The organism is Actinoplanes sp. NPDC051513, assembly GCF_044454685.1.
In the GTDB taxonomy this organism is placed as follows: Bacteria; Actinomycetota; Actinomycetes; order Mycobacteriales; family Micromonosporaceae; genus Actinoplanes.
The window spans coordinates 839,491-862,796 of the sequence record NZ_JBITDW010000001.1 but is presented as its reverse complement, the minus strand read 5'-3'; the positions used below and the strand labels follow the sequence as shown (position 1 = coordinate 862,796).

The following is a 23,306-nucleotide window of genomic DNA, read 5'->3' as shown; positions in this document are numbered from 1 at the left end:
CGTTGCGCCCCCCGCGCTGCCCCGCGCCCCTCGCGCCGCGCCGGCCTTCTGTTGCGCTGCCTCGGCCCCCGCGATGCCACCGCGTCGGCCGGCGCCATCTCCTGTCGCGTAGCGCCCGCTGGGCTCAAGACACGTTGATCGGGCGGAACTGGACGCTGATGCGGGGGCCGACGGGCCTGGCCGTCTTGAGGATCGCGTGTTCCCACGTGCGCTGGCAGGAGCCGCCCATGACGATCAGGTCGCCGTGGCCCAGCGGGAAGCGCAGAGTGTCGTGGCCACCGGCTCGTGGGCGCAGCGACAGGTAGCGCGGAGCGCCGAGCGACAGGATCGCGACCATGGTGTCGTGGCGGGCCGAGCGGCCGATGGTGTCGCCGTGCCAGGCGACGCTGTCGCGGCCGTCGCGGTAGAGGCACATGCCCGCGGTCACGAAGGGCTCGCCCAACTCGTCGGCGTAATGCTCGGAGAGCGCGGCGCGGGCCTCGGTGAGCGCCGGGTGGGGAAGCGGCTCGTCGCCGCCGAACCATCGCAGCAGGCGAGGGACGTCGACGACGTTGTCGTACATCTGGCGGCGGTCGGCCCGCCAGTCGATGCCGAGCAGGGTGTCGAAGACCTCGTCGGAGCCCTGGAGCCAGCCGGGCAGCACGTCGACCCAGGCGCCGGCGGTCAGCCGGTGGCGGGTCAGACGGTCGGCGAGCGACTCGAGGACGGGGGCGGGCCCGGCCACGAGGTCGAGCATCGACGGCTGGTAAGCGCTGGTCACCCGGCCATGTTAGTACATCCGTGCGAACGGTGGCCACGTGTCAGGCCGGACCTGTGGATAAGGTCCGGATCGATCAGCTCGCCTGATCTGTCCGCCTTCCGGCGAGCGCCGCCGCCTCGGCCGGCGGTGCTTGTCATTCCTACCCGCCAGTCTCTTCCGGCCATGCTCCCACCCATATCCAGCTGCGCAAACGCGCCCTCTTGGCCTTCCGCCCCCGTGGGGCCGGGTGAGTTTTGTGCTAACGCCGGTTCAATTTGGACTAGGTCCGCGGCTTCCCGCGGACGCATGATCAGGCGTGTTCACCGGCACGAAACAAGCCGGTGACAATCGGCTGATCCGCAGGCGCGAATCGGCGTTTTCTGGACCATCTCCTCTCTCGTTCGCACCCCCGCGAACCTCGCATCCCGCCGGATGCCGAGGTCCGATTAGGAGGCCGGAAAGTGAAACGTTCCAACACCTTTAGCCGCCGGAGAGTCGGTGCCGCCCTGAGCGTCACCGCCACGCTCGGCACGTTGCTGGCCACCGGCGCGGGCGCCCCCGCCGCCGGGCTCGCCCACTCCGGCAAGTACCCGGCCGGATGCCCGTGGATGGACACCCACAAGAGCGCCGACCAGCGCGCCAAGATCCTGCTCGAGCACAGCACCCTCGGGCAGAAGCTGCGCTGGCTCGACGAGCAGGCCGCGAACTCGCCGGCCCAGACCACGTTCAGCGGCGTGACCTACTCCGTCCAGGTCGCCTGCACCCCGACCGTGGTCTACGCCGACGGTCCTGACTACGTACGCGGACCGGCCGGAGTGACCGTCTTCCCGGCGCAACTCGCGCTGGCCGGCACGTGGAACGACAAGCTCGCGTACACCAAGGGCAAGACCCAGGCCGACGAGGCGTTCCGGGCCGGCAAGAACGTGCTGCTCGCGCCCGGCATCTCGAGCTCGCGCACGCCGCTGGCCGGCCGCACGCCCGAGTACCTCGGCGAGGACTCGCTGCTCAGCGGCAATCTCGCGGCCGCGTCGATCAACGGCATGCAGCGGGGCAACAAGGACCAGCCGGTGATGACCGTGGTGAAGCACTACGTCGCCAACGAGCAGGAGCTCGACCGGCAGACCAGCTCGTCCAACATCGACGGACGGACCCTGCGCCAGGTGTACGACCTGCCGTTCGCGATCGCCGTCGACAAGAGCGACCCCGGCGGCATCATGTGCTCCTACAACCAGATCAATGGCGCGTACGGGTGTGAGAGCCCGATCCTGAACAACCTGCTCAAGGGCGACGGCGGCTTCGACGGCTATGTGACCAGCGACTTCGGCGCGGTGCACTCGACCGCCCCGTCGCTGAACAACGGCCTCGACCAGGAGCTGAACCGGCCGCGGTTCTACACCCCGGCGAACATCGAGGCGGCGCTGGACACGGGCCAGGTCTCGATGAAGCAGATCGACGAGGCCGCCTTCCGGGTGGTGCGCGCCTACCTCAAGGCCGGGCTCTTCGACCACCCGCTGCCGGCCACGCCGTCGACCACCACGTCGACGGCGGCGAACAAGGCGGTGGCGCAGACGGTCGCCGAGCAGGGTTCGGTGCTGCTCAAGAACGAGGGTTCGGTGCTGCCGCTGACCAGCCGCTCGAAGACGATCGCGGTGATCGGCCAGACTGCCTCGAACACCCCGACGGACGGGGTCAACGCGGGCACGATCTGCGCGGAGGGCCGGAACAACGCGGCCGCCTGCCCGAACCCGGTCGCGCCGCTCGACGCGATCACGGCGCGGGCCGCGACGTCGGGCCAGACGGTCACCTACAGCAACGGCGCCGACCCGGCTGCCGCGGCGGCGGTCGCGCAGAGCGCGGATGTCGCGGTGGTCTTCGGGTACGCGAAGCAGGGCGAGTTCGCCGACCGTACGACGCTGGCACTGGACGGGAACGGTGACGCGCTGATCGCCGCGGTCGCCGCCGCCAACCCGAACACCGTGGTGGTGCTGGAGACCGGCACCGCGACGACGATGCCATGGCTCGCCGACGTCAAGGGCGTCATGGAGGCGTGGTACCCCGGCGACCAGCAAGGCACCGCGATCGCTCGCCTGCTGTACGGCGACGTCGACTTCACCGGCCGGCTGCCGATGACCTTCCCGAAGTCGCTGGCCGACACCCCGACCAACACCCCCGCCCAGTACCCCGGCACGTTCGCCGACGGCTCGACGACCCGCCCGGCCGGCAGCACCGCGATCCGCCAGGTCAGCTACAGCGAGGGCTTGAAGGTCGGCTACAAGTGGTACGACTCGCAGAACATCGAGCCGCTCTTCCCGTTCGGCTACGGCCTGTCGTACACGACCTTCGACTACAGGAACCTGAAGGTCACCCCGCGCCTGCACGGCAAATCCGGCACGGTGACCGTCACGGTCGACGTCCGCAACACCGGAACCCGTACGGGAACGGCCACGCCGCAGCTCTACCTGACGCTGCCGAGCTCCACCGGTGAGCCCGGCAAGCGCCTGGCCGGCTACGACAAGGTCACCCTGAAGCCCGGCCAGTCCACGAGGGTTCAGCTGACGATCGACGCGTCCTCGCCCGATCGCCCGCTGAGCTTCTGGAACTCCGCGGCCCACGCCTGGGACACCGCCCCCGGCGCCTACCAGATCCAGGTGGGCGCCAGCTCCCGGGACCTCCCGCTGGCCTCCTCCTTCACCATCGCCTGACCGCCCCCAACTCCGTCCGGCCGGGCCTCCTCCCGGCCGGACGGCCCATTCCCGCCGCTTGGCCAGTCGCGCCGCTTGGCCAGTCGCGCCGCCCTGGCCAGTCGCGCCGCCCTGGCCAGTCGCGCCGCCCTGGCCAGTCGCGCCGCCCTGGCCAGTCGCGCCGCCCCGGCCAGTCGCGCCGCCCTCGCCAGTCGCGCCGCCGAGGCGGCGCGGCCGGGCGGGCGTTGTCGGTCAGAGCTGGTGCTCGGGGATCGGGAGCTCGGCGGCGGTGGGGGTCGCGTCGGCCGGTGGCTTCGGCTTCGGGCGCAGGACCGCCACCGCGACGGCCGCTGCCGCGATGCCGCCGAACACCCCGATCAGCGAGGTGGTCGCCACGGCGTCGACGAAGGAGTCCTTCGCGACCTGGGCCAGCGCCGCGTCGCCGGTCTGGGCCGCGATCCGCAGCGCGTCGCCGATCGAGTCGCGGGCCTGGGCGACCACGTCGGCAGGCATCGCCGACCGGTAGGCCGCGGTCAGCACGCTGCCCAGGACCGCGATGCTCAGGGCCTGGCCGATCTGCTGCACGGTGTCGTTGACCGCCGAGCCGACGCCCACCCGCTCGGGCGGCAACGCGCCGAGCAGGGTGCCGTAGGCGGCTGGACCGGCCGTTCCGCTGCCCATGCCGATCACGACCAGCGCGGCCGCGAGCTTCAGATAGCCGTCGCCGGGCTCCAGGGAGGCGAGCACGCCGAACCCGCCCGCCATCAGCAGCAGCCCGATCGCCAGCGCGGCGCGGGTGCCCAGCCGCTTGTCGACGACCACGCCGACGCCGTTGAAGACCATCACGGTCAGGATCATCGGTACGAACGCGAGCCCGGCCTTGACCGGCGAATAGCCGAGCACGAACTGGATGTACTGCGTCAGCGCGAGCACCACGCCGCCGGCCGAGAACGACAGCAGCACGATGGAGAAACTCGACCCGGCGAAGTTGCGGTCGCGGAACAACGCCAGCGGCAGCATCGGCTCGGCGACGTGCCGTTCCCACAGAACGAACGCGGCGATCCCGAGCGCCGCGACGACGAACCCGCCGACGGTCTGCGCCGAGCCCCAGCCGTCGCGGGCGGTCGAGATGACGGCCCAGACCAGGGCGGTCATGCCGATCATGGAGAACAGCGCGCCGAGGAGGTCGGGCCGGATGGCCGCGCCGCGTGATTCGGGGATGATCAGCAGCGCCGCGATGATGGCGATCGCCGCGACCGGCACGTTCACCAGGAAGACCGATCCCCACCAGAAATGCTCCAGGAGCAGGCCGCCGATGACCGGGCTGCCGAGCCCGCCCAGCGCGAGCACGGAGCTCCAGATGGCGATTGCCTTTTTACGTTCCTGCTCGTCGAAGACCGTGGTGAGGATCGAGAGGGTGCCCGGCATCAGGAACGCGCCGCCCACGCCCATCAGGCCGCGCGCGGCGATCAGCTGCTCGGGGGTCTGGCACAGGGTGGCCAGCCCCGACCCGAAGCCGAAGACGACCAGGCCGATGATCAGGCCGCGCCGCCGGCCGTGCCGGTCGGAGAGGCTGCCCGCGGTCAGCAGCAGGCCGGCGAAAACCAGGATGTACGAGTCGATGATCCACTGGATTTCGGACGTGCTCGCCCCTAGATCGCGGATCAGCGACGGGATCGCGATGTTGAGCACCATGTTGTCGATGACGACCACGAGCAGGCTCAGGCAGAGCACGCCGAGGATCAACCAGCGACGGGGATTGCGGTCGGGCATGACGGGCTTCTCTCGTACGGTGTGCGAGGACTCGAACACCGTACCATCGAAGTCGCACGCTGTTCGAGCGACTTATAGGATGAGGGCATGTCTTCGAAGCCGGACTTCGTCCACGGCTCGGTGTGGATGCGACCGCCTCGCACCCGCGGCGGCCAGCCCACCCTCGGCCGTGAGCAGATAGTCCGGGCCGCGATCGAGCTGCTCGACGCCGACGGCGCCACCGGCCTGAGCATGCGCCGGCTCGGCTCCCACCTGGGCGCGGGCGCCACCTCGCTCTATTGGCACGTCTCGAACAAGGACGAGCTGCTCGAGCTGGCTCTCGACGAGGGGCTCGGCGAGGTCTACGTGCCCGAGCCGGGCGACGCGCCCTGGCGCATCAGCGTCTCGGTGTTCGCCAACAGCACGCGTGCCACGCTGCTGCGCCATCCCTGGATGATCGGGCTGCTCGGCATCAAGCCGACCCTGGGGCCCAACGCCATGCGCATGGGTGACCGCCTGGTCGCGCTGCTCACCACCGCCGGCTTCACCGGGTTCGCGATGGCGCACGTCAGCTCACTGATCCACGCGCACGCCATCGGCGCGGCGACCATCCAGGCGGCGATCGCCGCCGGCCTCGGCCAGGGCAACGCGCCGGTCTCCGAGGTGCTCAAGGACATCGAGCCGTATCTCGAGAAGATCGCGCCAGAGCACCCGCACTACGACCAGTGGCGCCGGGAAAATCCGCTGACCGGGTTCAGCCCGCAGCAGCTGTGGGACGACGGCTTCGCCTTCGGGCTCGAGCGCATTCTCGACGGCCTCGAGCATTGGCTGGCCGCCGGCCAACCGCTCACCCAGGCTCCCCGACCGGCGACAGATTGGGCTTGACCCTCCCCCTGAGGGAGGGGTTTAGCTTCGGGGCATGACGCAGACAGTCGCGGGGGATTTCGACTACGACACCCACGGTCAGGGCTATGCGCGGCGCCGCCGCCCCGACCCGCGTATCGCCGCGCTGATCCACACCGCGCTCGGCGACGCCCGTACGGTGCTCAATGTCGGCGCGGGCGCCGGCTCCTACGAGCCCGGCGACCGATACGTGCTGGCGGTCGAGCCGTCGGCGGCCATGCGCGCGCAGCGGCCGCCGGGCGCGGCGCCGGCGCTGGACGCGACGGCCGAGCGGTTGCCCTTCGACGACGACGCCTTCGACGCGGTGATGGCGACCGTGACCGTGCACCAATGGCGCGACGCGGTGAGCGGCCTGGCCGAGATGCGGCGGGTGGCGCGCGGCCCGGTCGTCGTGCTGACCTTCGACGGCGATGAGCTCGAGCGATTGTGGCTGGCGGCCTACGTCCCCGAGCTGGTGGCCGCCGAGCGCCTCCGCTACCCGGCCATCTCGTCCGTCGCGGCCGCGATCGGCCGCACCACCGAGGTGATCGAGGTCCCCATCCCGATCGACTGCGTCGACGGTTTCACCGAGGCCTATTACGCGCGTCCCGATGCCTTCCTCGATCCGCGCGTGCGAGCGGCCCAGTCGGCGTGGGGCTTCGTCACGCCGGAGGCGACCCACCGAGCCGTCGAAAAGTTGCGCGCCGACCTGGCTTCCGGCGCCTGGGAGCACACGTACGGGCATCTGCGCGCCCAACCGCAGTTCCTTGGCTCTCTGCGCCTGCTCGTCGGCCACCCGTGAGCCGTATCGCGGTTTGACCCGGACCCGAAGGCTCGGGTTTAGGGTCCTCCGCATGCGGGTCGGAGAGTTGGCGCGACAGACCGTGACGACCAGCGCGAGCTCGTGCACCGGCTGCGGCTGCCGTACCCGCTGCTGCCCGATCCGCGCATGACGCTCGCCGCGGCGCTCGGCCTGCCCACGTTCGGCGCCGGTGACATGGTTCTCTATCGCCGCCTCACGCTGGTCATCCGGGACGACGTGATCGAGCATGTCTTCCATCCGATCGCGGCGCCCGCGATGCACGCGTTGGAGGTTCTGGGATGGCTGAGCAAGCATCGGCGGAGCTGACGATCCGCGACGCGAGCGAGTCCGACGCTCCGGCCTGCGCGGCCATCTACCGGCCGTTCGTCCTGGGCACGGCGGTGAGCTTCGAGCTCAACCCGCCGACCGACGAAGAGATGGCCGCCCGCATCCGCGAGGCGTCGAGCTCGCACGCCTGGCTGGTCGCCGAAACCGGCGGCGAGGTGACCGGCTACGCCTACGCGCGCCCGTTCGCGGCCCGCGAGGCCTACCGCTGGTCGTGCGAGACGAGCATCTACCTGTCCCCGATCCGCCGTCGAGCGGGCCTGGGCCGTGCTCTCTACACCGCCCTTCTCGCCCGGTTGATCGAGCGCGGCTTCCGGGTCGCCGTGGCGAAGATGACTCTCCCGAACCCGGCAAGTGAGGGTCTGCATGCCGCCTTGGGCTTTCGCCCGGTGGGCGTTCACCCGCGGATCGGCTACAAGAACGGCGCCTGGCACGACATCGCCATCGCTCAGCTCACGCTCGCCGCCGACGACGACCCACCCATCGAGCCACGCTGACAACCCGCCCGGCGCGCGTCCGCCGGCCCGGCCCACCGCCGCGCCGCGTCGACGGCCGGTAGCGGATCTCTCAGCGCAACCGCCCACCGCGTCGACGGCCCGTAGCGGATCTCTCAGCGCAACCGCCCACCGACGCGTCATGCCGGGGACTGCGGTGTTTGTGGTTGGGCGCTGCCGTCGCCCGTACGGAAAAGGAGGCCGCCGGCCGAGAAACCGGCGGCCTCCTGCTGGAATGCGTTGCAGTGAGCCCGGATCAGTGGGATTCGTCGGACGCCGGCTTGTCGGCGGCCGGCGGGGTGTAGGTGATGTGATCGAGCGGGAAATCCTGGTCGTCGCCGAACGGGGACGGGCCGCCCTGGTGCGGCAGGGCCAGTTCGGCGACGTCCATGCGGCCGTCGCCGCGGACCGGCGGGCCCTCGGCGGGGCGCGCGCTCGTGAACGGGGTGCCCGCGGTGTGGACCTCGGGCACGGCCGCACCGACCGGTGCCGGGGTGCGGGACGGCTCGTCCAACTGGTCGCGGCGGAAGATCTTGCGGCCGAGCCAGACCAGTGGGTCGTAGCGGCGGTCCACGACGCGCTCCTTCATCGGGATGATCGCGTTGTCAGTGATCTTGATGTGCTCGGGGCAGACCTCGGTGCAGCACTTGGTGATGTTGCAATAGCCGAGGCCCTGATGCGCCTGCGCGTACTCCTTGCGGTCTTCCCGCGCGTCGAGCGGATGCATGTCGAGCTCGGCCGCGCGGATGAAGTAGCGCGGGCCCGAGAAGGCCGGCTTGTTCTCGTCGTGGTCGCGGACGACGTGGCAGGTGTTCTGGCACAGGAAGCACTCGATGCACTTGCGGAACTCCTGCGAGCGCTCGACGTCCACCTGCTGCATGCGGTACTCGCCGGGGGCCACACCCTCGGGCGGGGCGAACGCGGGGGTCTCGCGCGCCTTCTCGTAGTTGAACGAGACGTCGGTGACCAGGTCGCGGATGACCGGGAAGGTCCGCAGCGGCGTGATCGTGACGGTCTCGGTCTCCTCGAAGGTCGACATCCGCGTCATGCAGCCGAGCCGCGGCATGCCGTTGATCTCCATCGAGCAGGAGCCGCACTTGCCGGCCTTGCAGTTCCACCGGCAGGCCAGGTCAGGCGTCTGGGTCGCCTGCAGGCGGTGGATGATGTCGAGCACGACCTCGCCCTCGTTGACCTCGACATCGAAGTCCTGGATCTCGCCGCCGGACGAGTCCCCGCGCCAGACGCGGAAGTGGCGCTTGGTGCCCATTACTTCGCCTCCGTCATGCCCGCGCCGGCCAGCGCGTCGAACTCGGTCATTTCCTCATCGGTGAGGTACTTCGACAGCTCGACGCGGTCGAACAGGGTGATCAGCTCTTCGCGCATCTTGGGCAGTGGCTTGTGCTCGAGGTGCACGTCGCCGGTCTTGTCGACCGAGCAGACCAGGTTGACCTTCCGCCAGTCGGGGTTCATCGCCGGGAAGTCCTCGCGGGTGTGACCGCCGCGCGACTCCTCCCGCTCGAGCGCGGCCTTGGCCGTGCATTCCGAGACCACCAGCATGTTGCGCAGGTCGAGGGCGAGGTGCCAGCCCGGGTTGTACTGCCGGCCGCCGGCGGCGCCGACGTTGGCGACCCGCTGCTTGAGCTCTTGGAGCCGCTTGAGCGCGTCGGTCAGCTCGCCGGCCCGGCGGATGATGCCGACCAGGTCGCCCATGACCGCCTGAAGGTCCTGCTGCAACGTGTACGGGTTCTCGCCGCTCTGCCGCTGCAGCGGGGCGAGCGCCACGTCGACCGCGGACTCGACGTCGGACGTCGCGACCTTGGGCCGCTTGGTGAGCGCGTCGACGTACGACGAGGCGTGCTCGCCGGCCCGCTTGCCGAAGACCAGCAGGTCGGAAAGCGAGTTGCCGCCGAGCCGGTTGGAGCCGTGCATGCCGCCGGACACCTCGCCCGCCGCGAACAGGCCCGACACCGTGCCGGCCGCCGCCGCGGTGTCGGGTTCGACCTCGACGCCACCCATCACGTAGTGACAGGTCGGGCCGACCTCCATCGGCTCCTTGGTGATGTCGACGTCGGCCAGCTCTTTGAACTGGTGGTGCATCGACGGCAGCCGCTTGATGATCGTCTCGGCCGGCATGCGGGTGGAGACGTCGAGATAGACGCCGCCGGCCGGGGTGCCGCGGCCCTCTTTGACCTCGCTGTTGATCGCCCGGGCCACCTCGTCACGGGGCAGCAGCTCGGGCGGGCGGCGGTTGTTGTCGGGGTCGGTGTACCAGCGGTCGGCCTCCTCCTCGGTGTCCGCGTACTGCTTGCGGAACACGTCGGGGACGTAGTTGAACATGAACCGCTTGCCCTCGGAGTTGCGCAGCACGCCGCCGTCGCCCCGGACCGACTCGGTGACCAGGATGCCCTTGACACTGGGCGGCCAGACCATGCCGGTCGGGTGGAACTGGAGGAACTCCATGTTGATCAGCGTCGCGCCGGCGCGCAGGGCGAGCGCGTGGCCGTCGCCCGTGTACTCCCACGAATTCGACGTGACCTTGTAGCTGCGGCCGACGCCGCCGGTCGCGAGCACCACGGCCGGGGCCTCGAGCAGGAGGAACTCACCGGTCTCGCGGTAGTAGCCGAAGGCGCCGGCGACCCGGTCGCCGTCGAGCATGAGCTCGGTGATCGTGGTCTCGGCGAAGACGCGGATCTTGGACTCGTAGTTGCCGGTCGCCGCGAAGTCTTCCTGCTGGAGAGAGACGATCTTCTGCTGCAGCGTGCGGATCAGCTCGAGGCCGGTGCGGTCGCCGACGTGGGCGAGGCGAGGGTACTCGTGGCCACCGAAGTTGCGCTGCGAGATCCTGCCGTCCTTGGTGCGGTCGAAGAGCGCGCCGTAGGTCTCGAGCTCCCAGATGCGCTCGGGGGCTTCCTTGGCGTGCAACTCGGCCATCCGGAAGTTGTTCAGGAACTTGCCGCCGCGCATGGTGTCGCGGTAGTGCACCATCCAGTTGTCTTTGCTGTTCACGTTGCCCATGGCGGCGGCCGCGCCGCCCTCGGCCATGACCGTGTGGGCCTTGCCGAACAGCGACTTGGAAATGATCGCGGTGCGCTTACCGGCCAGCCGGGCCTCGATCGCCGCGCGCAGGCCGGCGCCGCCGGCGCCGATCACGACGACGTCGTAATGGTGCCGTTCGATGCGGGTGGTCATCGTCGTCGCTCCTCTCAGCCGATGAATCGCAGGTCGGAGATCCAGTCGGCGGAGACCGCCATGACGTAGAAATCGGTGAGCGCGAGCGTGCCCAGCGTGATCCAGGCCAGTCCCATGTGCCGCGTGTTCAGCTTGGACACGAAGGTCCAGAAGCGATAGCGCACCGGGTGCTTGGAGAAGTGCTTGAGGCGGCCGCCCGCGATGTGCCGGCAGGAGTGGCAGGACAGCGTGTAGAGCCAGAGCATCACCACGTTGCCGACCAGGATGATGTTGCCCAGGCCGAAGCCGAACCCGCTGGGGCTCTGGAAGGCGCGGATCGCGTCCCACGTGTTGATCAGCGAGATGATCCCGGCGGCGTAGAACGCGTACCGGTGGATGTTCTGGAAGATCAGCGGAAACCGGGTCTCACCGGTGTACTTCGCGTGGGAGTCCGGCACGGCGCAGGCCGGCGGGGAGAGCCAGAAGGCGCGGTAGTACGCCTTGCGGTAGTAGTAGCACGTCAGCCGGAACAGCAGCAGGAACGGCAGCGTGAGGGCGGCCTCGGGGATGAGCCAGAAGCTGGGCAGGAACGTGCCGAACTCGGCCGAGCCCTCGACGCACCGGTCGGTGATACACGGTGAGTAGAACGGCGTGAGGTAGTGGAAGTCCTCGACGTAATACCACTTGTGCATGAAGACGCGGACGGTCGCGTAGATGACCCATGCCGCTAGACCCACGAAGGTGACGAGTGGGGGAAACCACCACCGGTCGGTACGCAACGTCTTGGCCGTGATCGCTGCGCGTGCTTGCCCCGCGCCCGGCCTCGTTGCCGTCGTCGTCATTCGATCTCCTGACGTGCCTGTCATATGACCCGGCTGTTAACGGGCGAGAGAGCCCCACAGCCGCCATGCGTCCGTGATGTGTGGCACACGTTACGCCGGGGCTCAGACGCTTTGCGGCTCAGGGATGATGTCTATGTCACAAAATTTGAGGCCCATTCACATCGACAAGGGCAAACGAGATACTTGATCTTGAGAACGCCCGATTTGTGTAGCGCCGGTTTTGCCCAGCGAGGCTGGCTTGAGCGGTGAGGCCGGCTTGCCCCCTGATGCTGGTTTGCCCCCTGATGCCGGCTTGCCCGGCGTCGGCTTCGATCAGAGCTCCGGCGCCGCCAACCGGCGGATCGGTCCGGCGCATTGCGCCGGCGACCATTGCTCGAGCTCGTCGGTCACGGCAAGGCCGTCGGTGGTCCTGGGGGCAACATAAAACGCGGGCGTACGGGATTTGGCCTGCCGATCCAGCGCGTCGGCGAACACCGTGCGCGCGTCGAGCAACTGCCGCCAGGCGTCTTCGTCCCGCTGCGAGTCCAACTGGTCGACGTAGATGCGGACGGCCGAGTTCTCGTCGCGGACGGCGTTCGCCCGCGCGGCCGGGCCGGCGGTGGCGCCGGGCGGGATCAGGCGGTTGAGCCGGCGCTCGAGGTCGAGGCAGTTCGTCTCACGCACGGCCCGCGCATCCCGGGCATCGGCGGCCCGGTCTCGCGCCCCGTCGATCGCCGACACGATCGAGAGCCCGCCCGCACAGATCGCGAGCACGACGACCGCCGCTCCGATCGAGATACCCACCACGAACCAGCGCCGTCGCCGCCGCTGCCGCTCGTCCCTCGGATCGGTCACCGCCGGCCCGAAGCCCAGCATCCGCCGCCGGGCAGGCTTGCGGCCCGCCGCTTGCCCGCCACCGGCTTGGGCCGCCGCCTGTCCGCCGCCCGTTTGGCCCGCCGCTTGCCCGCCGCCCGTTTGGCCCGCCGCTTGCCCGCCGCCCGCTTGGCCCGCCGCTTGCCCGCCGCCCGCTTGGCCCGCCGCCTGTCCGCCGCCCGCTTGGCCCGCCGCCTGTCCACCCATTTGTGCGCCGCCCGCTTGCCCCGCCGACCCGGGGGCAGACGCCTGGTCGTTCACGCCGGAGCCGACTGCAGCGCCGGCTCCCGGAACCGCGCCCGTGGTCGAGCCCGCGCCCGAGGCCAAGCCCGCGGTTGTCTCGTCGCTCTCGTCCGAGGATGACGCCCAGCCGGATCCGCCGGAGGCGCTGGAGGGCGATCCGCCGAAGGACCAGCTGGACGACGCGCCCAAATTGGACGGATCGGCCGCGCCGGCCGGGGCGCCGGTCACCGGCTCGTCGGCGTGCTCCGGCCGCTCCCGGCCGAGTGAGAAGCGGCTGGTCGGGGCGTCGTCCTGGTCAGGGTCGCGCGGCGCGTCGCTCACCGGCCCAGTGAAACACGGCGGTCAATGCCAATGCTGCACCTGGGCCGTTACGCGGACGCCCGCGGGCACCGTCGAGATCGCCGATGCCCGCCGGCAAACGCGACGCGGGCCGGCGACCAGCCGCCGGCCCGCGCACCGCGCGGATCAGCCCGAGGCGTTGCCGGTGAGGTTCCAACTGGCCAGGTGCAGGGCGGGCGCCGCGAAGCGGACACCCGACCAGCGGTCGGGCAGCAGCACCGACTCGGCGCCGATGCCGCGCACCATGCCGATGCCCAGCGCCTGTGGGTAGGACTGGGTGAACCGCATGTTGCCCACCGCCGCGGTGACCTCGCCGTCTTCCACCAGCCAGACGCCGTTGCGGGTGAGGCCGGTGATGACCAGGCTCTTCGGGTCGAGGACCCGGGTGTACCAGAAGTCGGTGATGAGCAGGCCCCGTTCCATGTGCGCGACCAGCGGGCGGGCCGACTCGGCCGTCGGCCCCGGCTCGGCCGGCGGGCCCGGCTCGGCCGGCGGGCCCGGCTCGGCCGGCGGGCCCGGCTCGGCCGGCGGGCCCGGCTCGGCCGGCGGGCCCGGCTCGGCCGGCGGCAGGACCGGCTCGGTCGCGGCCGGCGCCGCCTCGAGCCGCATGCTCGTGGCGATCGGGCCCCACGTGCGCGACTCGGAGGAGGCGTGCCCGGTCGACTCGGCGCCCACCTCGGCCGCCGAGCGCCGGTCGTGGGCCACCGCCTTGGTCACCCCGTCGCGCACCAGCACCAGCGTTGCCCGCGGGGTGCCCTCGGTGTCGAACGGCAGGCCCGGCGCGGGCTCGCCCCGGCTGCCCAGCGGATCGTCCACGATGGTCACCGACGGGTCGAACTGCTCGGCGCCCAGCTCGGCGAACGACTGCCGCTGCGCGTACGACTTGCCGTTGAACCCGAACAGCGCGAAGTTGCCGAGCATGTCGGCGACCGCCTCGGGCTCCAGCACCACCTCGTAGCGCCCGGGCGGCAGTTCGATCGGCCTTTCCCCGGCCCGCGCCTTGGCCGCGGCCCGCTCGCCCAGCACCGCGCCGTCGAGGGTCGCCAGGCGGCCGCTGGCCAGACGGGCCACGCCGTCGGAGCCGTTGACGCGGGCGATGCCGTCCATGGCCGCCTCGGCGGCGCGTCCCTCGGCGGCCTGGCCCGCGCTGTTCGCGAAGGCGGTCGAGGTGTAGACCGTGCGGCAGAAACCGGCCGTCTCAAGGCCGCCGGCGGCCCGGACGAAATCGCGCACCCGCGCGGCCCGCTCGCCGGGGTCGGCCCGCGCGGTCGCCTCGTCGAAGCCGAAGTCGAGCCCCGAGCGCTCGCCCGAGCCGGGATGACCGGCCGAGACGTGCAGCGGCGAGGGCGGGGTCAGGCCGGGCCAGGTCGGGTCGGCCGGGCTGAGCCGTACCGCGTCGGCCGTACGCTCGACCAGCGCACGCAGCCCGTCGGCGGAGGTGATCGTGGTGGAGCCGCCGGCCGTGCGGCCGTCGACGTGCATCCGCAGCCGGACCGTGGTGGTCGCGTCGGCGACGTTCTGGTGGATGGCCGAGTTGGCGAAGCGGGTCAGCGCCTCGGCGTTGTGCCAGACCACCACCTCGGCCTGCGCGGCCGGGCCGACGAGGGAGCGCACCATCTCGACCACGCGGGCGGCCAGCTCGAGCTCGGCGCCGGTCCGGCTGATGTCGGCGGTCATCCGCGCACCCCCACCCGGACGTTGGTGAACCGGGCCGGCGCCGCCGGGTGACCGGTGTGCCCGACCTGGCCGGGCTGGCCCTTGCCGCAGTTCGGCGTGCCCCAGGGGACGATCTCGGAGGAGAGCATGTCCATCGACTGCCAGAACTTGGGGCCGATGCCGGTGTAGGTCGGGTTGCGCAGCATGCGGCCGCGTTTGCCGTTCCTCACCTCGTACCCGATCTCGCATCCGAATTGGAAGTTGAGCCGCCGGTCGTCGATCGACCAGGACCGGTTGGTCTCCATGTAGACGCCGTCGTCGGTGGCCTCGATGATCTCGTCGAGGGTGTGTGGCCCCGGCTCGAGGCCCACGTTGGTCATGCGGACCATCGGCAGCCTCGCCCAGCCGTCGGAGCGCACGCTGCCCGCGTAGTCGAGCCCGGCCACGGCCGCGGAATCGCGCCCGGCGAGCACGCCGACCCAGATGCCGTCGCGGACCGCGTCGCGCTTGGTGGCGGGGGTGCCCTCGTCGTCGTAGCCGAAGCTGCCGAGCGCGCCCGGGATGCGTGGGTCGATCGTGATGTTCATCAGCTCGGAGCCGTAGCGCAGCGAGCCGAGCCTTTCCAGGTCGAGCCAGCTGGTGCCGGCGAACGCCGCTTCCCACCCGAGGATGCGGTCGAGCTCGATGGCGTGACCGACCGACTCGTGGATCTGCAGGGCGAGCTGCTCGCCGCCGAGGATCAACGTGGTCTCGCCCGCCGGGCACAGCGGCGCGGTGATCAGGGCGCGCGCCTCCTCGGCCATGCGCGGCGCGTTGCCGACCAGGTCGAGCTCGTCGACGAGTTCCCAGCCGCGCGTGCCGTGTTGGCCGCCCCACGACGGCCAGGACCGGCGCTGGATCTCGCCGTCGCCGATGACGCTGGCCGACAGCCCCGCGCCGCATTCGCGGATGTGCTGGTCGATGCGGTGACCGTCGCTGGAGACGAACCACTTGCGGGTGTCCCAGATCTGGTAGAGGCCTTCGGCGATGTCGGCGCCCGCGTCCTTCGCCGCGGCGGTCGCCCGGACGAGCAGGTCGCCCTTGGTGGACAGCGGCACGCCGAGCGGGTCGATCACGCAGTCGCTGGCCCAGCTGGCCTCGCCGGCGCCGGCGGGCACGAGATCGATCGGCGGACCCGGCACGGTCGCGCTGGCCGCGGCGATCTGCGCGGCGCGGCGCCCGGCCGCGCGGGCGGCCGCGTCGGAGAGGTCGGGCACGGCATAGAAACCCCAGCTGGACCCCACCAGGGCACGGACGCCGAGACCGGCGCTCTCGTCGGAGCTCAGATCCTCGACGTCACCGTCACGGGCGGTCATCGACTCGGTGCGGCGCACCATGATGCGTGCGTCCGCATAACGCGCCCCGGCGTCAAGAGCGGCCTGAACCGCCGAATACGCCTCATCGAAGTGGCTCATGCACCGACCCTAGGCGACCGGTACGACAAAACTCAGAGCGCCGGAAGCAACTCGGCGGTGTCGATGGAGACGGCGACCGGCTCGGTTAGTCGGAGGACGTCGCCGGCTTCACAGGCGGCCTCCTCGAGGTACCGGTCGCCCTCGAGGCGATAGAGGAGCAGAGTGCGCGCCCTGGTGTCGATCAGGAGATACCACGGGATGCCGGCGACCGCGTAGTAGTGCATCTTGAGCACCTTGTCGGTCGAGGCGTTGGACGGCGAGGTGATCTCGCAGACGAAATGGACGTCGGAGGCGTCGATGATCAGCTCGTCCAGATCGATGTCACTCGCGAGGACAAGGTCGGGAATGGGAATTCTGCTTGGGCCGACACGGACATTCACTCCCTCGAGCACCTGAAGACCCGCCGCCTCCGCGGCGGCGTTCAGCTTCATGGCGAGGCGGAGCGAGATCCTTTGATGGCGTGGGGTGGGACCCGGGCTCACGTGGAGGCTCCCGTCAAAGAGCTCGATGCGCTCGGGCGTCTCACCGATCGCGAGGAACTCCTCCTCGGTCAGCGCATGCCCGTCGCTGAAGATGGCTGTCGTCATGGCGTCTCCCGTGTGATCGAGGTCAGACTCTCTCACAAATACTAGTCTCATGACAACTCTCCTCGCGACTACCGTCCAGGATGCTCCCGCAGGAAGGCTAGCTCCTCGTCAAGTGAGGCAGTCGGGACCGACTCGAGGCCGGGGAGGTCGGCGCCGACCAGCAGGAGCGGGCGCGAGCGATCCGACTGGGCGGCCGCCTCGGCCAGGCTGTGGTGGGCGTAGACGTCCGCCGCGTCCGAGCGGTCGCCGAGATATCGCTCGGCGAACGGCGCCGGCAGGCGGTACCAGTCGGTCACCGGGTCGCGGGCCACCGCCCGGTGGAAGACGTCCGGGCGCCGCAGCACCGCCATCGCCGCCAGCCAGCCGCCGAGGCCCGTGCCCCGCACCGACACCGCGTTCAGGTCGAGGTCGGGATGCTTGCCGACGAGCGCGTGCAAGGCGTCGACCTGGTCGGACAGGGCCACGTCGCCGAGGCGGCGGTGCACCACCTTCTCGAAGCTGGGCGCCACTCCGGGCGTACCCCTGGAATCGACACTGACCACCGCGAAGCCGGCGTCGGCCCACCATTGCCGCTCCTGCCAGGCCGCCGGGTCGGTCACGACCTGTTGGTGGCCGGTGCCGTCGCCGAGCGTGACCAGTACGGGGATCTTCGAGCCTCCGACGAAGCCGGCGGGGTACAGCACGGCGGCGGGCAGGCGCCGGTCGGTGACGCGTTCGAGGATCGGGCGGGGGTGGTAGGGGAGCGGCGCCGCGAAGTTGCGGAGGGTGGCGACGCGGGCATCGCCGCGCCACACGGTGTCGTCGAGGACGAGGACGTCGCCGTTGGCCTCGGCGCGATGCCAGCCGGGGGTCATGCTGATTTTGCGCGCTTCCGCGCCGCCTCCGCCCAATGAGGTACGGACGCGGAACACCGACTGCGCCGAGGGGTCGCCGTCGGTCCCTTCCACCACGAGGTCGGGCGCGCCGGTCGGGGCGCCGGCCCGCGGCAGCGTGCCCACCACCCGCCGCACGTAGAGGCCGGGCGGGGTGAGCAGGCTCCCGTCGGCGAACAGGCAGCGCGCGTCGAAGCCGTCGTGCGCCAGCTCGCCCCCGACCAGCACCCGGCCGTCCGGCAGGTGCCGCGGAGTGCCGGCGACCGGCTCCACCCAGCGGGCGTCAGCGAGCTCGGCGTGCACCTGCGTCTCCCCGGTGCGCGGGTCGATCGCCAGCACCAGCCCGTGCTGCTGCATCCGGCGCAGTACGGTCATCAGCGGCCCGCCGCCGTCGGCCCAGCGCACGTTGACCACGTACGGATAGGTCTCCCGGTCCCAATGCACGTCGACCCAGCCCTCGTCCAGGTCGAGCAGGTGCAGGCTGGTCGCGCCGGCCGTGCGGGTGGCCAGGATCTGGCCGCCGTCGGGCGACCACCACCAGCCGCGCTGCCGGCCGAACTGCACGGCCGCCGGGTCGGGCACGCCCCACGAGATCAGCCCGCCGTGCTCGCGCCACGCGTTGCCGAGCTCGCCGGCGAGCAGCCGGTCGCCGTCGGGCCCGACGACCCGCAGCGACGCCGAGCCGCTCTCGAAGGTCACGTACCCGATGAACCGGCCGGTCGGGTCGGGCCGTGGATCCTGGGCGGCGCCCTCGGCCGCCACCTCGGCGGCGTCGCCGTCCACCAGGTCGGCGCGGAAGAGCCGGCCGTCGCGGGCGAACGCCGCCGTCCGGGCGTCACGGTCCACCGCGTACGCGTCGATGGGCCCCTCGGCGACCATCGTCTCCACCCCGGTCGCCACGGTCAGCGTCCAGAGCGCCGCGGCCGGGTCCTCGGGCCCGGCCGAGCGTAGGAAGGCCACCCGGCCGCCATCGGCCCCGATCGTCACCGCGTGCGGCGCGCCGTAGCGGAAATGACCGGTGCGATCGGCAAGTCCGGGGTAGTCCACGCCGTCCAGCATCGCTGATCAAGGCATCATTCCGCCCCGCAAACTCGCAGCACGGCGAAGGAAAGCTGTCGGTGCCCCCGCGTAAAGTTGCGCGCGTGACTGACGCCCTGCCCGCGCGCCGCCTGCTGCTCGTGCACGCCCATCCCGACGACGAGGTCACCGGCACCGGCGCCACCATGGCCCACTACGTCGCCGCCGGCGCTCACGTGACGCTCGTGACCTGCACTCTCGGCGAGGAGGGCGAGATACACGTCCCCGAGCTGGCCCAGCTCGAGGCCAAGCAGGCCGACCAGCTCGGCGGCTATCGCCTGGTCGAGCTCCAGCGTGCGTGCGCCGCGCTCGGCGTGACCGATCACCGCCTGCTGGGCGGCCCGGGCCGCTACCGCGACTCCGGCATGATGGGCCTGCCGACCAACGATCATCCGCGCGCGTTCTGGGGCGCCGACGTCGACGAGGCCGCCGCCCTCCTGCTCGAGGTCATCAAGGAGATCCGGCCGCAGGTCATGATCACGTACGACGAGAACGGCTTCTACGGCCACCCCGACCACATCCAGGCGCACCGGGTGGCGATGCGCGCGGCCGAGCTGGCCGGCCCCGACGGCCCGCAGAAGATCTACTGGACGGCGATGCCGCTCAGCGTGCTCCGCGAGGGCATGGAGGCGTTCCGCGAGCTCGACGACAACCCCTTCGCCGACGTCGAGAAGGTGGAGGATCTGCCGTTCGGCCACACCGACGACGAGATCGCGGCCCGCATGGACGGCACCGACCACTACCAGCGGAAGGTCGCGGCGATGCGGTCGCACGCCACCCAGATCCCCGACAACTCCTGGCTGTACGGCATCGCCGGCGACTTCGGCGGCGAGTTCATGGGCGTGGAATATTTCTTGCTCGCCAAGGGGAGCCGTGGCCCCGGCGATGGCCCGCACAACTGGGAGAGCGATCTGTTCAGCGGCCTGAAAATAGAGCAGCCGGCGACGGCGACGAGATGATCCAGCCGCAGCAGGAGGTCCAGCCGGACGCGCCGGAGCAGCCCGCCCCCAAGAACTGGGAACCCCTCATCCGGGTCGGCGGCCTGCTCGTCGCGATCGCCGCGGCCCTCGTCACCGGCGTGCTCGAGCTGCTGCTGACCACGCTGCGCTGGGGCGACCTGGCGACCATCTGGCAGGGCGACCCGATCGGCTCGGGCAGCGGCCCGCTGCTCGGCGTCGCGATCCTGCTCGCGGTGGTGGCCAACTGGGCGATCGCCTGGTTCGCGGTCTCCACCACCGGACGCCGCTGGGCGCTCGGCCCGCCGTGGGCGCTGTGGACCCTCATGATGCTGTTCGCCGCCGGCGTGCGCACCCACGAGGGCGACTATCTGCTCGGTGGCGACGACTGGATCGCCCTCGTGATGATCCTGGCCGGCAGCCTGACCTTCGCCGTGTACTCGTACCGCGAGATCCTCAGGCGTATCCCTCGCGCATAACTCGCAGCGGACTCCCAGCTTGCCCCCACGGTCTCGCGGCGCGTCATCCGCAAAGATGGCCGACAGGTCGAGCGCCGGACGTTCACTTGGCGTTACGATCCCGTGCCACAGACAGGGGTTTCCCGGGGAGGGACGCATGAGGGAGCAGCGCTGGTTTCCGCCCGCGGCGCTGGCGGTCGGGTTGTTCGCGATCAATGTGGTGGCCCGCCTGATCATCCGCCTCGGTTTCGACGGCGACGACTCGGCCGAGAGCAACGCCACACTGGTCATGTTCGGCGTGCTGGGCCTGACCCTCGCCGTCTGGACGTTCGTCGCCTGCCAACGCAAGCGCCCGAGCGATTGGCTGCTGCCCGACCTGGTGGTCGGCGCGGTCGGCGGCATGCTGCTGACCGTCCTCGTCGGACCGTTCATCAGCGGCGGCGAGCCGTTCTCCAGCGGCGCCGGCGACTTCTTCTCGCAGGTCTGGCTCTACGCCGGCTTCGCGATCGTGGGCACGCTGCTTGGTTACTGGCTCGCCGTGATGCTCGGCCGCGACTACCGTTCGCGCTCGCTCAAGGCGTTCACCGAGACCCGCGCCGCGAAGCCGCGCAAGGTCGTCCGCCGCTAGCCGAGGGGCGCTTCGCGGGTCAGGTAGGTGTGGTGTGTGGTGAAGCCCACCCGGCCATAGAGCGCGACCGCGGCCGTGTTGCGCTCCTCCACCTGCAGGTAGGCGCGCGTGCTGCCGCGCTGCGTCGCCCATTGCGCCAGGCCGCCCATCACCTGCTGGGCGATGCCGCGGCGGCGCGCGGCCGGTGCGGTCTGCAGCAGCGAGATGCCGAGCCATCGGCCCGGGCCGGTCACCGCGCCGCGGGCCACGGCGATCAGGTCACCGCCGGCGTCGTGGACGCGAGCGAAAACCACGTCGGGTACGCCGGTGAGAATGCGTTCCGCGGCCGGTGGCAACGTGCCCTTGTGCTCGGCCACCATGGCGAACCAGTCCTCGCCGGGGGAGTCGGCCAGCTCGACCGGCGGCAGGTCGCCCCGCGCCGGGATAGCCGCGAGCAGCGACCCGATCGAGCTGGTCTGCACCAGGGTGAGCGGCCGCGCGGTCCAGCCGCGTTCGCCGAGGGCCGCGTTGACCGGCGCGGCCAGCGGCATCGGCGCGTTGATCAGCGGTTGCTGGCCGTGTGCCGCGTACCACTCGACGACCGCGTCGATCGCGGCCTCCAGCGTGCGGTCGGGGTCGCCCACGGCGAGCGCCGAGTTGGCACGTCCGGTCCAGTTGCCCGCCGCACGAAGGATCCAGCTGCCCAGCCGGGACTGGATCGGAGCAGGCCAGGCGTCGTTGGCGGCGAGCTCGAGGTCGATCACGTCGGCGGCCGGTGGCCGGCGGGCGGCGGGGACGCGTTTTGCCCGGTGCACCTCGTGCAGCGGCACCCGCAGCGTGCCCTTCTCGGTGGCGATGGTGAGTTCGGTCTCGGTGAGGTCGACCAGCTCTCCGAGTGCGTCGGAATACAGCGTTCGCTCCTGGGACACGCCTACAATCCGGCGTACCACCACCCTGTGTCCCACATCCTGCCGACGGAGCACGTGTCACCTCCTCCGGCGGAGATACTAGGCTCTGCATCTGTCGCGGGTGGTTTCCCGCGGCGTGGCTTTGGAGGGAAAGACCCGTGACCTACATCATCGCTGAGCCGTGCGTCGATGTGCTCGACAAGGCATGCATCGAGGAGTGCCCGGTCGACTGCATCTACGAGGGCAACCGGATGCTGTACATCCACCCCGATGAGTGTGTGGACTGCGGTGCGTGTGAGCCGGTGTGCCCGGTCGAGGCGATCTTCTATGAGGACGACGTGCCGGACCAGTGGAAGGACTACACGAACGCGAACTACGAGTTCTTCGAGGACCTCGGTTCGCCCGGCGGCGCCGCCAAGAAGGGCAAGATCGACAAGGACGCCGCGTTCGTGGCCGCCCAGCCGCCCCGGGAAGACCACTGAGCGCTCTCGCGTCGGCCCTGCCGGATTTCCCCTGGGACCTGCTGGAGCCGGCGAAGGCCAAGGCCGCCGCGCACCCGGGCGGCATCGTCGACCTGTCGGTCGGCACCCCCGTCGACCCGGTTCCGCCGCTCATCCGCCGTGCGCTCGCCGACGCGTCGGACGCGCCGGGCTACCCGCTGACCGCGGGCACCCCGGCGCTCCGCGCGGCGATCGCCGGCTGGATCGGCCGGGCCTGCGGCGCCTCGGGTGAGCTCGGCGTGCTGCCCACGATCGGTTCGAAGGAACTGGTCGCCTGGCTGCCCACGCTGCTCGGCGTCCGCCCCGGCGACGTCGTGGCGATCCCGTCGGTGTGCTACCCGACGTACGAGGTGGGCGCCTTGCTCGCCGGCGCGACGGTGGTCCGCAGCGACTCGCTCACCGGACTCGGGCCGAACCCCCGCATCAAGCTGATCTGGATCAACTCGCCGTCCAACCCGACCGGCAAGGTGCTCCCGGTCGACCACCTGCGTAAGGTCGTCTCCTGGGCCCGCGAGCGCGGCGTCACGGTCGTCAGCGACGAGTGCTACCTGGCGCTGGGCTGGGAGACCCGACCGGTCTCGGTGCTCGACGACCGGGTGACCGACGGCGACTACACCGGCGTGATCGCCGTGCACTCGCTCTCCAAGCGGTCGAACTTGGCCGGCTACCGCGCCGGCTTCCTCGGCGGCGACCCGGCGCTGATCGCGCGCCTGCTCGAGGTGCGCAAGCACGCCGGCATGATCGTTCCTGCCCCCATACAGGCTGCGATGATCGCCGCGCTCGGCGACGAGGAACACGTCGGCCACCAGCGGGAGCGTTACTCGGCCCGCCGCGACGTGCTGCGTACGGCGCTGACCAAGGCGGGCTTCAAGATCAGCCACTCCGAGGCCGGCCTCTACCTGTGGGCGACCCGCGCGGAAGACTGCTGGAAGACCGTCGGCGACCTCGCCGAGCTGGGCATCCTCGCGGCGCCCGGCGCTTTCTACGGCCCGGCCGCGGCCCAGCACGTACGCGTCGCACTGACCGCCACCGATGAACGAGTAGCCGCCGCAGTGGCCCGCCTCACCTGACGCAACGTAATCTGCTCGTGGC

The 23,306-nt window shown here is 71.0% G+C and carries 21 protein-coding genes; 10 read left to right on the top strand and 11 right to left on the bottom strand.

Features of this window, described 5'->3' with window-relative positions; translation table 11 throughout:
- Nucleotides 1-124 precede the first annotated feature (124 nt).
- Complete coding sequence (locus tag ACIA5D_RS04140; protein ID WP_396028332.1) at nucleotides 125-760, bottom strand: alpha-ketoglutarate-dependent dioxygenase AlkB; 636 nt, start codon at nucleotides 758-760, stop codon at nucleotides 125-127.
- 440 nt (nucleotides 761-1,200) lie between these two features.
- Between ACIA5D_RS04140 and ACIA5D_RS04135 the strand changes: the two genes are divergently transcribed.
- Entirely contained in the window at nucleotides 1,201-3,441 is a 2,241-nt protein-coding gene (locus ACIA5D_RS04135) for a beta-glucosidase (RefSeq protein WP_396028331.1), read from the top strand.
- 231 nt (nucleotides 3,442-3,672) lie between these two features.
- On the opposite strand, the gene ACIA5D_RS04130 is transcribed toward ACIA5D_RS04135, so the two are convergent.
- Nucleotides 3,673-5,193, bottom strand: a complete 1,521-nt coding sequence (locus tag ACIA5D_RS04130) for an MFS transporter (RefSeq protein ID WP_396028330.1) — start codon at nucleotides 5,191-5,193, stop codon at nucleotides 3,673-3,675.
- An 87-nt stretch (nucleotides 5,194-5,280) separates the two neighbouring features.
- On the opposite strand from ACIA5D_RS04130, the gene ACIA5D_RS04125 reads away from it, so the two are divergent.
- The 4 genes from ACIA5D_RS04125 (at nucleotide 5,281) to ACIA5D_RS04110 (ending at nucleotide 7,698) form a co-directional block, all read left to right on the top strand.
- A complete protein-coding gene (locus tag ACIA5D_RS04125) occupies nucleotides 5,281-6,057 on the top strand; it encodes a TetR/AcrR family transcriptional regulator (RefSeq protein ID WP_396028329.1) in 777 nt (258 codons plus the stop codon).
- Between the two features lie 34 nt (nucleotides 6,058-6,091).
- A complete protein-coding gene (locus ACIA5D_RS04120) occupies nucleotides 6,092-6,856 on the top strand; it encodes a class I SAM-dependent methyltransferase (protein ID WP_396028328.1) in 765 nt (254 codons plus the stop codon).
- A 102-nt stretch (nucleotides 6,857-6,958) separates the two neighbouring features.
- Nucleotides 6,959-7,183, top strand: a complete 225-nt coding sequence (locus ACIA5D_RS04115) for a hypothetical protein (protein ID WP_396028327.1) — start codon at nucleotides 6,959-6,961, stop codon at nucleotides 7,181-7,183.
- Nucleotides 7,156-7,698 (top strand): GNAT family N-acetyltransferase, encoded by a 543-nt coding sequence (locus tag ACIA5D_RS04110; RefSeq protein WP_396028326.1) that lies wholly within the window; start codon nucleotides 7,156-7,158, stop codon nucleotides 7,696-7,698. The genes ACIA5D_RS04115 and ACIA5D_RS04110 overlap by 28 nt, the downstream gene beginning before the upstream one ends.
- Before the next feature lie 253 nt (nucleotides 7,699-7,951).
- On the opposite strand, the gene ACIA5D_RS04105 is transcribed toward ACIA5D_RS04110, so the two are convergent.
- From ACIA5D_RS04105 to ACIA5D_RS04070, 8 genes are all read right to left on the bottom strand, one after another.
- Complete coding sequence (locus ACIA5D_RS04105) at nucleotides 7,952-8,962, bottom strand: succinate dehydrogenase/fumarate reductase iron-sulfur subunit (protein WP_396028325.1); 1,011 nt, start codon at nucleotides 8,960-8,962, stop codon at nucleotides 7,952-7,954.
- On the bottom strand, nucleotides 8,962-10,884 hold the full coding sequence (locus ACIA5D_RS04100) for a fumarate reductase/succinate dehydrogenase flavoprotein subunit (protein ID WP_396028324.1): 1,923 nt from the start codon (nucleotides 10,882-10,884) through the stop codon (nucleotides 8,962-8,964). Before ACIA5D_RS04100 ends, ACIA5D_RS04105 begins: the two co-directional genes overlap by 1 nt.
- A 14-nt stretch (nucleotides 10,885-10,898) precedes the next feature.
- Nucleotides 10,899-11,705, bottom strand: a complete 807-nt coding sequence (locus tag ACIA5D_RS04095) for a hypothetical protein (RefSeq protein WP_396028323.1) — start codon at nucleotides 11,703-11,705, stop codon at nucleotides 10,899-10,901.
- A gap of 312 nt (nucleotides 11,706-12,017) precedes the next feature.
- Nucleotides 12,018-13,028: a hypothetical protein gene (locus tag ACIA5D_RS04090; protein ID WP_396028322.1), complete on the bottom strand. Its 1,011-nt coding sequence runs from the start codon at nucleotides 13,026-13,028 to the stop codon at nucleotides 12,018-12,020.
- Between the two features lie 237 nt (nucleotides 13,029-13,265).
- Nucleotides 13,266-14,816, bottom strand: coding sequence for a TldD/PmbA family protein (locus ACIA5D_RS04085; protein ID WP_396028321.1), 1,551 nt, complete (start codon nucleotides 14,814-14,816; stop codon nucleotides 13,266-13,268).
- Nucleotides 14,813-16,249 (bottom strand): TldD/PmbA family protein, encoded by a 1,437-nt coding sequence (locus ACIA5D_RS04080; RefSeq protein ID WP_396028320.1) that lies wholly within the window; start codon nucleotides 16,247-16,249, stop codon nucleotides 14,813-14,815. Before ACIA5D_RS04080 ends, ACIA5D_RS04085 begins: the two co-directional genes overlap by 4 nt.
- Nucleotides 16,250-16,281: 32 nt before the next feature.
- Entirely contained in the window at nucleotides 16,282-16,836 is a 555-nt protein-coding gene (locus ACIA5D_RS04075; protein WP_396028319.1) for a Uma2 family endonuclease, read from the bottom strand.
- A 68-nt stretch (nucleotides 16,837-16,904) separates the two neighbouring features.
- On the bottom strand, nucleotides 16,905-18,767 hold the full coding sequence (locus ACIA5D_RS04070; protein ID WP_396028318.1) for a prolyl oligopeptidase family serine peptidase: 1,863 nt from the start codon (nucleotides 18,765-18,767) through the stop codon (nucleotides 16,905-16,907).
- 83 nt (nucleotides 18,768-18,850) lie between these two features.
- Here ACIA5D_RS04070 and mshB point away from each other — a divergent pair, with 83 nt between their 5' ends.
- The 3 genes from mshB to ACIA5D_RS04055 all read left to right on the top strand — a co-directional run bounded on the left by mshB (nucleotide 18,851) and on the right by ACIA5D_RS04055 (nucleotide 20,827).
- Nucleotides 18,851-19,744: an N-acetyl-1-D-myo-inositol-2-amino-2-deoxy-alpha-D-glucopyranoside deacetylase gene (gene mshB, locus ACIA5D_RS04065; RefSeq protein WP_396028317.1), complete on the top strand. Its 894-nt coding sequence runs from the start codon at nucleotides 18,851-18,853 to the stop codon at nucleotides 19,742-19,744.
- Nucleotides 19,741-20,220, top strand: a complete 480-nt coding sequence (locus ACIA5D_RS04060) for a hypothetical protein (protein WP_396028316.1) — start codon at nucleotides 19,741-19,743, stop codon at nucleotides 20,218-20,220. Before mshB ends, ACIA5D_RS04060 begins: the two co-directional genes overlap by 4 nt.
- Before the next feature lie 136 nt (nucleotides 20,221-20,356).
- The gene (locus ACIA5D_RS04055) at nucleotides 20,357-20,827 is read left to right on the top strand and encodes a hypothetical protein (RefSeq protein WP_396028315.1); all 471 of its coding nucleotides are present in this window, start codon (nucleotides 20,357-20,359) and stop codon (nucleotides 20,825-20,827) included.
- On the opposite strand, the gene ACIA5D_RS04050 is transcribed toward ACIA5D_RS04055, so the two are convergent.
- Entirely contained in the window at nucleotides 20,824-21,789 is a 966-nt protein-coding gene (locus ACIA5D_RS04050; protein ID WP_396028314.1) for a GNAT family N-acetyltransferase, read from the bottom strand. The two genes, ACIA5D_RS04055 and ACIA5D_RS04050, sit on opposite strands and share 4 nt — an antisense overlap.
- An 83-nt stretch (nucleotides 21,790-21,872) precedes the next feature.
- Here ACIA5D_RS04050 and fdxA point away from each other — a divergent pair, with 83 nt between their 5' ends.
- Both fdxA and dapC read left to right on the top strand, forming a co-directional pair.
- Complete coding sequence (gene fdxA / locus ACIA5D_RS04045) at nucleotides 21,873-22,196, top strand: ferredoxin (protein WP_396028313.1); 324 nt, start codon at nucleotides 21,873-21,875, stop codon at nucleotides 22,194-22,196.
- Nucleotides 22,193-23,284 (top strand): succinyldiaminopimelate transaminase, encoded by a 1,092-nt coding sequence (dapC, locus tag ACIA5D_RS04040; protein ID WP_396028596.1) that lies wholly within the window; start codon nucleotides 22,193-22,195, stop codon nucleotides 23,282-23,284. The genes fdxA and dapC overlap by 4 nt, the downstream gene beginning before the upstream one ends.
- The last annotated feature ends 22 nt before the right edge of the window (nucleotides 23,285-23,306 follow it).